At 42.5% G+C, this 14,300-nt stretch carries 17 protein-coding genes; 9 read left to right on the top strand and 8 right to left on the bottom strand.

Annotated features, from left to right (window positions below; genetic code table 11):
- Positions 1-62: 62 nt before the first annotated feature.
- The 3 genes from H6G76_RS11975 (at position 63) to tkt (ending at position 4,232) form a co-directional block, all read left to right on the top strand.
- Positions 63-314, top strand: a complete 252-nt coding sequence (locus tag H6G76_RS11975; protein WP_190700229.1) for an acyl carrier protein — start codon at positions 63-65, stop codon at positions 312-314.
- A gap of 175 nt (positions 315-489) precedes the next feature.
- Positions 490-1,740: a beta-ketoacyl-ACP synthase II gene (gene fabF, locus H6G76_RS11970; RefSeq protein ID WP_190700226.1), complete on the top strand. Its 1,251-nt coding sequence runs from the start codon at positions 490-492 to the stop codon at positions 1,738-1,740.
- Positions 1,741-2,219: 479 nt separating this feature from the next.
- The gene (gene tkt / locus H6G76_RS11965) at positions 2,220-4,232 is read left to right on the top strand and encodes a transketolase (RefSeq protein WP_190700224.1); all 2,013 of its coding nucleotides are present in this window, start codon (positions 2,220-2,222) and stop codon (positions 4,230-4,232) included.
- 216 nt (positions 4,233-4,448) lie between these two features.
- On the opposite strand, the gene H6G76_RS11960 is transcribed toward tkt, so the two are convergent.
- The 7 genes from H6G76_RS11960 to ndhC form a co-directional block, all read right to left on the bottom strand.
- A complete protein-coding gene (locus tag H6G76_RS11960; RefSeq protein ID WP_190700221.1) occupies positions 4,449-5,267 on the bottom strand; it encodes an Rpn family recombination-promoting nuclease/putative transposase in 819 nt (272 codons plus the stop codon).
- A gap of 156 nt (positions 5,268-5,423) precedes the next feature.
- The gene (locus tag H6G76_RS11955) at positions 5,424-5,603 is read right to left on the bottom strand and encodes a hypothetical protein (RefSeq protein ID WP_190700218.1); all 180 of its coding nucleotides are present in this window, start codon (positions 5,601-5,603) and stop codon (positions 5,424-5,426) included.
- A 79-nt stretch (positions 5,604-5,682) separates the two neighbouring features.
- Positions 5,683-7,563, bottom strand: a complete 1,881-nt coding sequence (locus H6G76_RS11950) for a tetratricopeptide repeat protein (RefSeq protein WP_190700216.1) — start codon at positions 7,561-7,563, stop codon at positions 5,683-5,685.
- Complete coding sequence (locus tag H6G76_RS11945) at positions 7,553-8,845, bottom strand: ATP-binding protein (protein ID WP_190700213.1); 1,293 nt, start codon at positions 8,843-8,845, stop codon at positions 7,553-7,555. The genes H6G76_RS11950 and H6G76_RS11945 overlap by 11 nt, the downstream gene beginning before the upstream one ends.
- A gap of 192 nt (positions 8,846-9,037) precedes the next feature.
- Positions 9,038-9,565: an NAD(P)H-quinone oxidoreductase subunit J gene (locus tag H6G76_RS11940; RefSeq protein WP_190700210.1), complete on the bottom strand. Its 528-nt coding sequence runs from the start codon at positions 9,563-9,565 to the stop codon at positions 9,038-9,040.
- Positions 9,558-10,292 (bottom strand): NADH dehydrogenase subunit K, encoded by a 735-nt coding sequence (locus tag H6G76_RS11935; protein WP_190700208.1) that lies wholly within the window; start codon positions 10,290-10,292, stop codon positions 9,558-9,560. The genes H6G76_RS11940 and H6G76_RS11935 overlap by 8 nt, the downstream gene beginning before the upstream one ends.
- Complete coding sequence (gene ndhC / locus H6G76_RS11930) at positions 10,283-10,645, bottom strand: photosynthetic/respiratory NAD(P)H-quinone oxidoreductase subunit C (protein WP_190700205.1); 363 nt, start codon at positions 10,643-10,645, stop codon at positions 10,283-10,285. The genes H6G76_RS11935 and ndhC overlap by 10 nt, the downstream gene beginning before the upstream one ends.
- A 196-nt stretch (positions 10,646-10,841) precedes the next feature.
- Here ndhC and H6G76_RS11925 point away from each other — a divergent pair, with 196 nt between their 5' ends.
- The 6 genes from H6G76_RS11925 to H6G76_RS11900 all read left to right on the top strand — a co-directional run bounded on the left by H6G76_RS11925 (position 10,842) and on the right by H6G76_RS11900 (position 13,120).
- A complete protein-coding gene (locus H6G76_RS11925) occupies positions 10,842-11,177 on the top strand; it encodes a rubredoxin (protein ID WP_190700202.1) in 336 nt (111 codons plus the stop codon).
- 89 nt (positions 11,178-11,266) lie between these two features.
- Positions 11,267-12,289 (top strand): photosynthesis system II assembly factor Ycf48, encoded by a 1,023-nt coding sequence (locus H6G76_RS11920; protein WP_190700199.1) that lies wholly within the window; start codon positions 11,267-11,269, stop codon positions 12,287-12,289.
- A 112-nt stretch (positions 12,290-12,401) separates the two neighbouring features.
- Positions 12,402-12,650 (top strand): cytochrome b559 subunit alpha, encoded by a 249-nt coding sequence (gene psbE / locus H6G76_RS11915; RefSeq protein ID WP_190700196.1) that lies wholly within the window; start codon positions 12,402-12,404, stop codon positions 12,648-12,650.
- 9 nt (positions 12,651-12,659) lie between these two features.
- Complete coding sequence (gene psbF, locus H6G76_RS11910) at positions 12,660-12,797, top strand: cytochrome b559 subunit beta (RefSeq protein WP_015115279.1); 138 nt, start codon at positions 12,660-12,662, stop codon at positions 12,795-12,797.
- Between the two features lie 9 nt (positions 12,798-12,806).
- On the top strand, positions 12,807-12,926 hold the full coding sequence (locus tag H6G76_RS11905) for a photosystem II reaction center protein L (protein ID WP_010997988.1): 120 nt from the start codon (positions 12,807-12,809) through the stop codon (positions 12,924-12,926).
- Positions 12,927-12,997: 71 nt separating this feature from the next.
- The gene (locus H6G76_RS11900) at positions 12,998-13,120 is read left to right on the top strand and encodes a photosystem II reaction center protein J (RefSeq protein ID WP_062295774.1); all 123 of its coding nucleotides are present in this window, start codon (positions 12,998-13,000) and stop codon (positions 13,118-13,120) included.
- Positions 13,121-13,299: 179 nt separating this feature from the next.
- On the opposite strand, the gene H6G76_RS11895 is transcribed toward H6G76_RS11900, so the two are convergent.
- Positions 13,300-13,443 carry a photosystem I reaction center subunit VIII gene (locus H6G76_RS11895; RefSeq protein WP_190700193.1) on the bottom strand — a complete coding sequence of 48 codons (144 nt, stop codon included), beginning with the start codon at positions 13,441-13,443 and terminating at the stop codon, positions 13,300-13,302.
- Between the last annotated feature and the right edge of the window lie 857 nt (positions 13,444-14,300).

Raw genomic sequence — 14,300 nt, 5'->3', positions numbered from 1 at the left:
TGCTCAAAACCATGTCACTCATGAAGAGCGGCTAATAGCAACTGGTTAAGGAATTTTATCGTATGAGCCAAACGGATACTTTTGAAAAGGTCAAGAAAACCGTCGCCGAGCAACTAACTGTGGCGCCTGAGAAGATTACTCCACAATCTAATTTTATTGATGACTTGGGTGCCGATTCCCTAGATCTCGTAGAATTAGTCATGGCTTTTGAAGAAGAATTCGAGATCGAAATTCCTGATGAAGCCGCAGAGAAAATTTTGACAGTTCAGGATGCGGTTGATTACATTAACAAGCAAGTTGCCACATCCGCCTAATAAAGTGACTAGGGATTGAGGATTGGAGATGGGAAATTAATCAAGTCAAAAGTCAAAAATAAAAGCTAAAAGACTGTTTTATTATTACTTTTGCCCCTTGGCTGTTTATTTCCTAGTCCCCAGTTCCTAATCCCTAACCTCTTCTAGCAGCTTTCTCGCTACCTTTAACTGAGTCATGACAGATTATATACGTAAACGCGTTGTTGTCACTGGTGTTGGCGCGATTACACCTATTGGCAACACACCAGCTGAATATTGGGAAGGATTGATCAGCGGACGCAATGGCATTGATTACATCACACATTTTGATGCTTCCAGCCATGATTGCCGTATTGCTGGCGAAGTGAAAAACTTCGATCCACATGAATATCTAGAGCGCAAAGAAGCCAAGCGCATGGATCGGTTTTCTCAATTTGGGGTTGCAGCAGCAAAACAGGCAATTGCTGATGCAAACTTGGTCATTAATGAGCTAAATGCCGAACAGGTAGGGGTTATTATTGGTTCGGGAATTGGCGGCATTAAAGTATTGGAAGACCAGCAAACAGTCTACCTGAACCGTGGGCCTGATCGCTGTAGTCCCTTCATGATTCCCATGATGATCGCCAACATGGCGGCTGGGCTAACAGCAATCCAGACTGGTGCAAAAGGGCCAAACAACTGTACTGTTACCGCTTGCGCCGCAGGTTCTCACGCCATTGGCGATGCTTTTCGCATCATCCAAGGAGGATACGCCCAAGCTATGATTTGCGGTGGTTGTGAAGCAGCAGTTACACCCTTATCTGTAGCAGGATTTGCTGCTTGTAAAGCCCTTTCGTTTCGCAATGATGATCCGGCTCATGCTTGCCGCCCCTTTGACCGCGATCGCGATGGATTTGTCATGGGTGAAGGTGCGGGAATCTTAATTTTAGAAGAGTTACAACACGCCCTCAGTCGTGGCGCACGCATTTATGGCGAAATTGTCGGTTATGGGATGACCTGTGATGCTTACCACATCACCTCGCCAGTTCCTGGCGGCGAAGGTGCAGCCAGAGCTATACAATTAGCGTTGAAAGATGCAGAACTTACTCCAGAACAAGTAACCTACATCAACGCTCATGGTACTAGTACCCCAGCTAACGATTCCAACGAAACCAACGCGATTAAAACAGCTTTGGGCGACCATGCTTATAAAATAGCAGTTAGCTCCACTAAATCGATGACCGGTCATTTGTTGGGTGGTTCTGGCGGTATTGAAGCGGTAGCAACAGTACTAGCGATCGCCAACGATCACATTCCGCCAACAATCAATCTCGAAAATCCTGATGCTGATTGTGATTTGGACTATGTTCCTCACACAAGCCGCAAACAGAAAGTCGATGTGGCACTTTCTAATTCCTTTGGTTTTGGTGGGCATAACGTCACCTTAGTCTTCAAAAAGTACCAGTAAAATTGCTGAGTGTTTTAGAGGCTGCTGAAGCCAGTGCATGACAAACTCATTACCCGTAGCAACGATGACATTTGCAAAACTAGCGTTGCTCATTTGAAAACACTAAACTCCAGTCTCTAACACTAAGCAACTAGTCCTTTGTTCATAAGAACAGATTTTTATTGGCTCTACTGAAATCAGCCACACAAAAGTATCATAGATATCATTCCCAGCTGAACCTAGGGTTCAGCATGACCACAATCTCAGCTTGATTAATTACCACAAACTCAGAAGAACTCGCTTGTCCATCGACAATCGACAATGGGATGATGAGAATACTGTAGGGAAATTCCAATCAGTAATCAGTTATCAGTAATCAGTTATAAACAGTAGTAAATTCTATCTTGATAACTGTGGGCTGCTAACTGTTAACTGTTAAAACAACCCCAGTAAATGAGAAGCTCGAAGAGTGCTAACCCGTCGTTAAAAACAATCTTATTATGGCTGTTGCAACCCAATCCCTCGAAGAACTTTGTATTAACTCAATCCGCTTCTTGGCTGTTGACGCTATAGAAAAGGCAAAATCGGGACACCCAGGGCTGCCGATGGGCGCTGCTCCAATGGCTTTTGTGCTATGGGATCGCTTCATGCGGTATAACCCGAAAAATCCTAAGTGGTTCAACCGCGATCGCTTTGTCTTGTCTGCTGGTCATGGCTCAATGTTGCAGTATGCCCTGCTTTACCTGACAGGCTACGACAGCGTCAGCATCGAAGATATCAAACAATTCCGTCAGTGGGAATCTAAAACCCCTGGACACCCGGAAAACTTTATGACCGCAGGGGTGGAAGTCACCACTGGGCCGTTAGGACAAGGAATTGCTAATGGCGTTGGTTTAGCTATAGCAGAAGCTCATCTGGCGGCTAAGTTCAACAAACCCGATGCCAAGATTGTTGACCATTATACCTATGTAATTCTCGGTGATGGTTGCAACATGGAAGGCGTTTCTGGCGAAGCAGCCTCCTTTGCTGGACACTTGGGATTAGGTAAACTCATCGCTCTCTACGACGACAACCACATCTCTATCGATGGTTCTACAGATGTGGCATTCACCGAAGATGTTTCTAAGCGATTTGAAGCATACGGCTGGCACGTTCTTCATGTCGAAAATGGCAACACCGATTTAGAAGCAATTCACAAAGCTATTGAAGAAGCCAAAGCAGTCACCGATAAACCATCGATGATCAAGGTGACAACTACAATTGGTTACGGTTCTCCCAATAAAGCCAACACTGCTGGTATTCACGGTGCAGCCTTGGGTGGAGATGAAGTAGCCTTAACCCGCAAGAACTTAAATTGGGAACATGAACCATTTGTAGTTCCTCAAGATGTACTTGACCATACTCGCAAAGCAGTAGAACGCGGTGCAAACTACGAATCTGAATGGAACAAGGCATTTGCTGACTATAAAGCTAAATATCCCCAAGAAGCAGCTGAATTTGAGCGTTACCTCAGTGGCAAACTAGCTGATGGTTGGGATAAGGTACTACCCACCTACACCCCCGAAGATAAAGGTGTTCCCACTCGGAAACACTCAGAAACCTGCCTCAACAAATTGGCAGCAGTTGTTCCTGAACTCATCGGTGGTTCTGCTGACTTAACCCACTCCAACCTCACCGAAATTAAAGGTAAAGGTGACTTCCAAAAAGGACAATACCAAAACCCCAACATCCACTTTGGTGTACGGGAACATGGTATGGGCGCAATCTGTAATGGTATTGCCTTGCATGGTTCAGGCTTAATTCCTTACGGTGCGACCTTCTTAATCTTCACCGACTATATGCGGGCGGCTATCCGCTTATCTGCCCTGTCTCAAGCTGGGTCGATTTGGGTAATGACCCACGACTCCATTGGCCAAGGTGAAGACGGCCCCACCCACCAACCAATTGAAACCCTGGCTTCTCTCCGGGCTATTCCTAACTTGACAGTGATTCGCCCCGCCGACGGTAACGAAACCTCCGGTGCTTACAAAGTGGCAATTGAAAGAGCTAAGAACCATGCTCCTACTTTGTTGGCGTTCACTCGTCAAAATGTCCCTAACTTAGCAGGTACATCCGTTGATAACGTGGCGAAGGGTGGATACACCGTTTTCGATTCTGATGGCACACCAGATTTAATCATCATTGGTACTGGTTCAGAATTAAGCCTCGCTGTCACCGCTGCCGAGAAACTCACAGCTGAAGGTAAGAAAGTTCGTGTAGTTTCCTTAGCTTCTTGGGATTTATTTGATGCTCAGGATGCAGCTTATAAAGAATCAGTTCTGCCTAAAGCTGTCACTAAGCGTTTGGCGGTAGAAGCTGCTAGTAGCTTCGGCTGGCATAAGTACATTGGTACTGACGGCGATACTGTCACCATTGACCGCTTTGGTGCTTCTGCTCCTGGTGGCGTTTGTTTAGAGAAATTTGGCTTTAGCGTTGATAACGTATTGGCTAAAGCTAAACAATTGTTAGGTTAATTACAACAGCATCTTCTTTTAATTTTCTTGTAGGGTGGGCCGAAAAGCCCGCCTTTTTTATGGAGTTTTTCAAACCTCACTCTTCTCTTGCCCTCTTCTTTGCGTCTCTGCGCGGCAGTTGCTTCAAGTCGGGGAACCCGCCCAACGCACTGCCTTGCCTCTGCGTGAGATAAAAAGATTTTGAGGCGATCGCTACTTCTAATTTGAGATAATCAACTAACTCTCTACCACCTGCTGTACTTGTTCCACAGTCAAATCTAAAGCATCAGCTATTTGTTCTATACTCAACCCCAAAGCCAACAACCGAGGAATCGCCTCCAGCTTTGCTTGTAGCTTACCTTGCTGCATACCTTCTTGTATCCCTTCTTCCAATCCATCTTGCTTAATGGACTGATACATTCTGGTTTTCTTAAACTCGTCATCTATACCTAACATGGCTTCTACCTCCTCTCGGCTTAAGTTGGCGAATTTGTACAACAGGATAGTTTCTATCAATTCTACAATTTGTTTTTTATTGGCTTCATCTGTCAGTTCTTGCCTTGCCTGTAAAATTAATTGTCTACCTCGGTCAATTGCTGCTTCTTCACCAGTGATAATTAATTGCACGATCGCTAATTGTAGATAGTTTTCATTAGTCGTGCCTAATTCATCTAAATAAACGCATTGTACTTGCGGACTGTCTAAAATCAAACGATAAGCCTGTTGATCGTCTGGTTCTATAGTGCGTTGGGGATAAATCACAACAGCACGCCAAAAATTCACAGATGGATTTTGACGGAGATACAGAAATATTTCGGCAAAAAAGCGACGATAAAATTTAGAATCTAGCTGAAACTGAACTTCCACAAAATATAGAGGTTCTTCTGGAGTTTCATTTACAGGCTTAAATACCCCATCAATGCGAAAAGCTGTTTCTTTGAGTTCAACTGAGACAAACTCATAGGTACTCGGATTAATATTGGTTTCGCCAATGATGGCAAAAAATATGCTTGGGAAAACTTGAAATAAGCTGTAGAATATCTTGTCTGTTTGCACCTGGATACTAGGAATTATAAAGTTTAAAAGTTCAGCAATTATCTTCAAAGCATCATTATTTTACTGCTGAACACAAAAATTCAAGCTTAGAACTGGTGCGATCGCTTTCAGAACCTCATCATTCCACTTCAGAACACGAAACTCCGAGTAAAAAGGTCAAGCGATCGCCTTCGTAACTCCATCATTCCACCTCAGAACACGAAACTTCGAGTAAAAAGGTTGAGCGATCGCCTTGATAACTCCACCATTCCATTTCAGAACACGAAACTCCGAGTAAAAAGCTCCAGCGATCGCCTTCCAAACTTCATCATTCCACTTCAGAACACGAAACTTCAAGCTCGAAACAGGAACGTTCTTATTTGAAACAAGAATATTCTTGCTTGGAACTTGAAAAGCCAAGATTAGGCGATTGCTGTTATTGTTCTGAAGATAAGCGATCGTGCAAATCTGCTAAATTTTCACGACAAGCTACAGTATTTGGGTGTTCTGCCCCTAACTGCCTCTCTAAAATATCTAAAGCTTTGATGTACAAAGGTTCAGCTTCACTGTATCTACCTTGGGAACGGTATAGTTCTGCAAGGTTGTTGAGACTTGTAGCGACAGAGGGATGTTCGTCTCCCAGCAGCTTGCGTCTAAGTGCCAAAGCTTGGATGTACAAAGGTTCGGACTCATTGTATCTGTCTTGTGATTGGTAAAGTGATGCAAGGTTGTTGAGGCTTACGGCGACATAAGGATGTTCTTCGCCCAAGAGTTTGCGCCACAGGGCCAAAGCTTCTAGGAACAAAGGTTCCGCTTCGCTGTATCTACCTTGAGATTCGTAGAGTCCTGCGAGGTTGTTGAGGCTTGTGGCGACAGAGGGATGTTCGTCTCCCAGCAGCTTGCGTCTAAGTGCCAAAGATTCGATTAATAAAGGTTCAGCTTCGCTGTATTTGCCTTGAGATTCGTAGAGATTAGCTAGGTTGTTAAGGCTTGTGGCGACATCAGGATGTTCTTCGCCCAAGAGTTTGCGCCTGAGTAGCAAAGCTTGAATGAACAAAGGTTCAGCTTCACTGTATCTACCTTGGGATTGGTAGAGATACGCTAGATTGTTGAGGCTAAGTGCGACATTAAGATGTTCTTTGCCCAGCAGTTTGCGATAGAGTGCCAAAGCTTGTACGTACAAAGGTTCAGCTTCACTGTATCTACCTTGGGATTGGTAGAGATACGCTAGATTGTTGAGGCCAAGTGCGATACTAAGATGTTCTTCACCAAGGAGTTTGCGATAGAGTGCCAAAGCTTGTATGTACAAGGATTCAGCTTCGCTGTATCTGCCTTGAGATTCGTAGAGATTAGCTAGGTGGTTGAGGCTTGCGGCGACGCTAAGATGTTCTTCACCAAGGAGTTTGCGTCTGAGTGCCAAAGCCTGTATGTACAAGGATTCAGCTTCGCTGTATCTGCCTTGAGATTCGTAGATATACGCTAGGTTGCTAAGGCTATGAGCTAACTCTTTTTCTAAAGTTAGTTCTTTCTCCAATTCAATAGCTTTGCTGAAATACTCAATTGCTAATTCTTGCTCTTTTTTATAATCCTGAAACTCACCCCGTTCAAGCCTTTTTATATAAATATCTCCTAAGATGAAGTATAAGGTCGCTAAAGTTGCATCTTTAACACCTCGCTGCTCTGCATCATTAATAAATTTTTGTAAATCTTCTACAGGTAATAAATATGGATTGTCATCATCCAAACCTGAAAACTCATTGTCGCTGAAAGCAAAACGAATAGGTTCTATATCTCTTCCAGAAACAGTATTTTTCTTTCTAGACACAAAGTGAAATACACCATTGCGCCAACTCCAAAAATCAGGAGCTTTCTTAATCAAATTAACTAAAATCTGATTAGTCACCCATAAGACAATAGCAAAAGGAAATTCCCTTAACCCTTCCCTAGTCCACTGCAAGTAACCAAAAAAAACTTCTTGTTCTGAACGTTCTTCGCCCAGTTTCAAAAAATAAAGCTGTTCCGCACCAATTACAGTAATTACGGCTGGGTTATGTTGCTGCAAATATTCTTCACCTTCCACTAGTTGAGCAATTGCAGCCCTCAAACTTGGTTCACCCTTTGCTAATGTCACCCGATAGCAACGAATTTCTAGCTGTAATTCTGCTTCATACTGAGCAATAATCTCATCACGAAAACTAGCATCATTACAAACACCTATAAGTAAATTCAAACCATGTTCTTTAGCTTGAATACTGACAATTAAATCATCATAAGCATCTCGATTATCATCATCCGCAAGCAAATCTTCATTCATCATTTATCAACCCCCTGCGTCTCAAAGTTTCTACACTAATGGGGTGAACATCATACCAAGTTTCATCATTACGATATTCCAGAACATACAGCCCATGCAGCAAATCTAAAAACTCTGGCTGCTTTGGATCATCAGGCATGAAATTCTCATAAGTGCTTTGCAAAATTTCAAAATCTAGTTTTCCTAGACGAATAGAAAAATCATTACGGATTTTATTAATTGCTTGCTCTAAAATACTGTCATCAATAACAACTTTCTCTCCTGGCTTGCGCCGAATAAGCCGCAAACAAATACGGCAGCATTCATTAGCTATTCTAATTAACTCTCTCAATACCCCACCACTTTGAACAACCAGCTTCTCTGCGGTTGATTTTTCTAACAAATCACTGGCGATTCGCTTTTCTAATATTTCACAAAGCAGTTTTTGTACTTCAATACGAGGATGGGCATCAGGTAGACGATTTTTACCCTTCTCAAAAACTTTTAAGACTGGCATCACCACAATTTGATCGTTGGTTTCTGTGGTAATAATTGTACTGAGAAAAGTTTCTCGAAGAACTGCAATAGGTATAGTATAAATAACTCTAAAATTAGGCTGAAACAAAGCTTTAATATTATCTCTATAAATATCGTTAACTCTGCCCAAGTCTAGTTTATCTAAATCATCAATTATAACTATAATTTCTTTTTGAGTTGCTGCTTGAATCAACGCCGCAATTTCATTAATTCGGGCAACTAAATCGGATATTTTGCGTTCAAATTCATGTTTAATTTCATCTCTAACGGTAGCGTCAGCTTTTAATTTAGTTTTAATCAAACTTAGTAAATCAAAACCCACTTCAGCCTCAGCCTGAAAACTTCTTTCTTCAGTCCGAGTTCGGCTTGCAAACCAACCATAGAGAGTATCTTTAGTAGTTTTAGGAATTTCCACTTGGCGTGCTTCCGCCTCATACATTAAATTAAGAGCGATCGCAAACAAAATATTGATATGATTAACAGCCGACATCTCAATACTGTCAGCAATAGAAAATAAAACTACAAAATAATTATCTTTAACCTGCTTACTAAACTCAGCTAACAAAGAAGACTTGCCACATCCCCGATGCCCCGTAAATACAATCTTGCCATCACCATTCGGGCTATCTTCAACTAACTGAATTAAATCTGCTATCAACTCACTACCATAATCAACTCGAAATTGTGCCATTTCTTTCTCTTGCATCAGTGGAAACAATTCGAGATTGCTATATGCTTGCTGAAAAGACTTTAATAACTCGTTAGACATAAGCATTACTGTACAACTTAACTATTCATATCATTACCCATCCACGCAAAAGCACAAATTAAACTCCGCGCCCCTCCGCGCCAACCTCCGCAAAAAAAACTCCGCGTTAAAAAAAACAATACCCCCCTCCGCCGCCGGAGAGGGGTTAGAGATGAGATATCAAAATTCTCACCAAATAACATTCAGCACTACCTAATAAGCGTCTTGCAACTCGTAAAAATCAGGCGAGACGTAATCTTTCCGCAAAGGCCAACCCACCCAATCTTCCGGCATCAAAAGCCGCTTCAGATTTGGGTGTCCTTCGTAGATAATGCCGAACATATCGTAACTTTCACGTTCTTGCCAGTCGGCAGTTTTCCAAATCCAGTACACTGAAGGCACTCTGGGATTCTCCCGTGGCAAGAATACCTTAACTCGCACTTCTTCCGGCTTATCAGCATTATCACTAACCTTAATTAAGTGATATACACTGACCAAATCCTGTCCAGGCCCAAGGTCAATCCCACCTTGAAACTGAAGATAATTAAAACCATAAGCATACAAAGCTGTAGCGATAGGGAGCAAAAATTCTGGCCCGACCTTAATTATCTCTACCCCGTTTTTATCAGGGGCTAAAGTTTCATGGTCAAAGCCATTTTCTGCTAACCACTGAGAAATAGGCCCAGCTGGAACTATGGCATCTTCTGCTGCTGGTACTGGTTTAGTTTCTTCATCAGCCACGGTTCAGTTCCTCCTTGGTTGGTGAAGTTAGTAGCGCAGGTGGTACAGGTAAACCGATAGCTTCTGCCAATTCTTTAGGTGGAGTGAAGCGAGTTTCTGACTGCATATACTTACCAGTTAAAATTTCTTCTACTGGCTTCAAGTTATGAGTCGTACTGTAAAAGCGGTGGGTTTGCTTGATTTGAGCGCGTTCTTGCATGGAATCATTAGCGATTTTCTTCCGCAGCTTAATGATCGCATCAATAATCGCTTCTGGACGGGGAGGACAACCAGGTAAGTACACATCCACCGGAATCAATTTATCAACTCCGCGTACAGCAGTGGGAGAATCGACGCTGAACATCCCGCCAGTAATTGTACAAGCTCCCATAGCAATCACGTACTTCGGCTCAGGCATTTGCTCATAAAGACGCACCAACTGAGGAGCCATCTTCATGGTGATTGTTCCGGCTGTAATAATCAAGTCAGCTTGACGGGGACTAGAACGGGGAATTAGCCCGAAGCGGTCAAAGTCAAAACGAGAACCAATTAACGCTGCGAACTCAATAAAGCAGCAAGCTGTACCAAACAGCAAAGGCCACAGACTCGAAAGCCTAGCCCAGTTGTAGAGGTCATCAACGGTTGTCAAAATAACGTTTTCTGAAAGGTCTTGAGTGATTGTGGGACGCTCAATTGGGTTGATGATTCGCTCTTTATTTTGGGTGCTTAAATCAGAATTCAAGACCATTCCAAAGCTCCTTTACGCCATGCGTAAACTAAGGCAATTACAAGAATTGCAATAAAAATTAGTGCCTCAATGAAGGCTAATAGCCCTAAACGGTGGAAAGCTACCGCCCAAGGATACAAAAACACAGTTTCCACGTCAAAGACGACGAAAACCAGGGCAAACATATAGTAGCGAATGTTGAACTGAATCCAGGCTCCTCCAATAGGTTCCATCCCGGATTCGTAGGTGGTGCGGCGTTCCAGGCTGTTACCAGTGGGTCTGAGAAGCTTGGAAGCAGAAAGTGCTAAGGCAGGCACTAGGCTACAAATGATTAAGAAGCCCAGAAAGTACTCGTAACCGCTAAGGACAAACACAATGAATTTCTACCGCTATATGGTGTAAATAAGGCTCTTCGTTTCTTTTACATTATATCTTTTAGGCTTTTCTGAAATCTGGGAAACAGACGGATTTCAAGTATTTGATTCGTTTCTAGAACTGATAGAAAAGTCTAACAGTTATGTCATAATTTTTAACGTATATTTAATAATTCCCCTCTGGGAGACCTTAGCCATGAGCGAACAAGCTGTTGAGACTCCGGCGTTAGACCGCTATGAGTGTCGCGCCTGCGGTTATGTTTATGAACCTGAGAAGGGAGACGATAAGCATGATATTCCTTCAGGGACACTGTTTACAGATCTGCCTGTAAATTGGAAGTGTCCAGTTTGTAGTGCCAAGAAAACTGCTTTTGCCAATATCGGCCCCTCTGGTACAGCATCAGGTTTTAAAGAAAATCTCGGTTATGGCTTGGGTGTGAACAAGCTCACCCCAGGTCAAAAGAATATCTTAATTTTCGGGGCTTTGGCTCTGGCTTTCTTGTTTTTTATCAGTCTTTACGGCTTACAATAAGACCCGCTATCTTTTTTACCTATTTTAGAGAGCGATCGCAACTCTTAAGGTAAAACCTCAACGAATTTAGAAACCACTAAGAAATACAGATGCATCCCATCCTGAGAAGTTGGCAACGCATAATTGCCTTTTTGATAGTAGTTGTTTTATGTATAGGTTGTAGCAAAGTGCCTTCCACAAGCTTCAATCCTTGGGAAATTATTACTTTGCCAACCAACGAGAAGTTATTGGATATTGCTTTTACTCAAGATCCTCAGCATGGTTTTTTAGTAGGTAGCAACGCCACTCTTTTAGAAACCAAAGACGGTGGTAAAAATTGGCAACCCTTAACCTTAGAACTGGATGATTCTAGGTATCGCTTTGACTCAGTAAGTTTTTCTGGCAAAGAAGGCTGGATTGTCGGTGAACCTTCGCTACTGCTGCATACTAGTGATGAAGGTCGTTCTTGGTCGCGGATTCCTTTGAGCGAAAAGTTACCAGGTAATCCCATTGCCGTTTACGCATTAGGAGCTAACTCAGCTGAAATGGCTACTGATGTGGGCGCAATCTACAAAACTACAGATGGCGGACTAAACTGGAAAGCCCAAGTAGAAGCAGCTGTCGGTGTGGTACGGAATATGCAACGTTCTGCTGATGGCAAATATGTAGCTGTTTCCGCCAAGGGTAGCTTTTACTCAACTTGGGAACCAGGACAAACTGCATGGGTACCCCATAACCGCAATAGTTCGCGGCGGGTAGAAAATATGGGGTTCAAGGAGAATGGACAACTGTGGCTACTAGCACGGGGTGGTCAAGTACAGTTTAGTGAACCCAATAACACTGAAGAATGGCAAGAAGCTTTATATCCAGAGTTATCCACTAGTTGGGGATTGTTAGATTTAGCTTCGCGCACACCCGAAGAAATTTGGATAGGTGGGGGTAGTGGTAACTTGCTGCGGAGTACCGATGGGGGCAAAACTTGGGAAAAAGACCGTGATGTAGAAGAAGTTGCAGCTAATCTATATAAAATAGTCTTTCTCAAACCTGATCAAGGATTTATTATCGGCGATCGCGGCGTTTTGCTGAAGTATAACTCCGATGCGGAAAAAGCTACTCAACAAGAAGCAGCTTAGACCTATGCAAGGTTTATTTTGATTTATGAGAACAGCGTTGCAACTTGTAACTCTTTCTAAACTTTGTAGGATAATAAACTCAATAACAGTCTTTGTGAAGGTAGGGATTTAAATGTCAGGTACCACTGGAGAGCGTCCGTTTTCGGACATTATTACCAGCGTTCGTTACTGGGTAATCCACAGCATCACCATCCCAGCATTATTTATTGCAGGTTGGCTATTTGTTAGCACCGGGTTGGCTTATGATGTATTTGGCACACCTCGCCCTAACGAATACTACACACAAACACGGCAAGAATTGCCAATTGTGAAGAATCGTTATGAAGCTAAACAGCAAGTCGAAAAATTTATAGGAAAGTAGTTTGAAATCATGACTAGCGGCAATAACATCAATCAACCAGTTACCTATCCAATTTTTACAGTTAGATGGCTGGCAGTTCATACCTTAGGTGTGCCAACCGTGTTTTTCTTGGGCGCGATCGCCGCAATGCAATTTATTCAACGCTAGGAGCAAATCATGGAAAGAACGCCCAATCCCAATAATCAACCGGTTGAACTTAACCGTACTTCTTTATACCTGGGATTGCTATTGGTTTTTGTTCTAGGTATTCTATTTTCCAGTTACTTCTTTAACTAACTGGAACAGTTTTGGTGAAACTTTGTTTATCTAATTTGTGTTGATTTGTTGTTAAGGGAGGAGGAAAATCTGTGTCAGCAGGAACTGGAAGAATTCCCCTGTGGGTTGTAGCTACAATCGCAGGTTTAGGCGTAATTACTGTTGTAGGCATTTTCTTCTATGGAGCCTACGCTGGAATCGGTTCTTCGCTATAACAGCGATTTGAACTTTATATATAAAGTCTGAATTTTCTAGCATTTGTTTAGAAATCAGCATTGAAAAACAAACCGCCTGTCTCACTGAGATAGGCGGTATTGTTTTGGATTAATTAAGAACCACTAATAGGTAATTGGTAAAAACGGTAGCTGCCAATTACCTATAAATAATTTCTCAATTAACCAATATCATCGCGTTCAATGTATAAAAAGAAAAACGCGAATGTTGCGATGGGAACAACCCAACCAATAACTGGAACAAAGATAGCAGATAAGAAGGAAGCAGAATAGCCGAAAATGTAAGGCAAAAATGCAGTAGACATGGTAAAGTTTCCTGTTAAATCACACTACAATTCAAAATGAGCTTACTGCAAATTCAGCCAGTCTTTTTCAAATTCTAAAGATTTTTAACACAGTTCTGTAAAACTAGAGTTTACATACCCAGCAATTCATCGACCTGCAAATTTGGCAAATCAGGAGGAATTACAGTTCGCAATACAGTGACTTTGTGACTTTCTTGCTGGGTGGAGGTGTTAAAAGCGATCGCTTCTAAGCGAATTTCTACACAGCCAAAAGGAATATTAATTTGTGTCATCACTTCCATACCCCCAGAACGGTTAGGTAACAAGTCTTTTAACAAATGGGGACCATCTAACAATCCACGAGTTTGACAATCCTCAATCCATAGCTTCACAACCACTTGTGGCAGGGTTTCAGGTAATTCTACGCGGACTCGTACAGACTGACCCGCAACTAACTCTCCTTCTGGTATATGTAGTTGAGGAATGGGTAAAGGTTTAATATTTTCCCCATCCATAGCAAGTGAACTCGACACAGGCGAAATAGCAGGCTGTTTTTGTACTACAGGTAGGTTTTCAGTAACACCCTCTTCCGATTCACTATCAGTATCATCCACAACGATTTCTTGTGCCAACCAAGCTCGTGGTATTTTGATTTTTTGATTCAGGGCTAGCTGGGGTAATTGTAATGAAGATGTAGAAACCTCTTGAGGTAGATTTTCTGTTGGGCTTTCTGCTGAAACTTGTAAATCTTCAGGTTCCTCGGTGATTATCATTGTCTCTGAGTCTCCCCAAAGTTCTGAACCGAGGTTTTCTTCGCTTACGCTTACCTCTGAGTCTCCCCAAAGTTCTGAACCGAGGTTTTCTTCGCTTACGCTTAC

The organism is Nostoc sp. FACHB-152, from assembly GCF_014697475.1.
Lineage (GTDB): Bacteria > Cyanobacteriota > Cyanobacteriia > Cyanobacteriales > Nostocaceae > Nostoc_B.
This window is presented reverse-complemented; position numbering and strand designations above follow the sequence as displayed.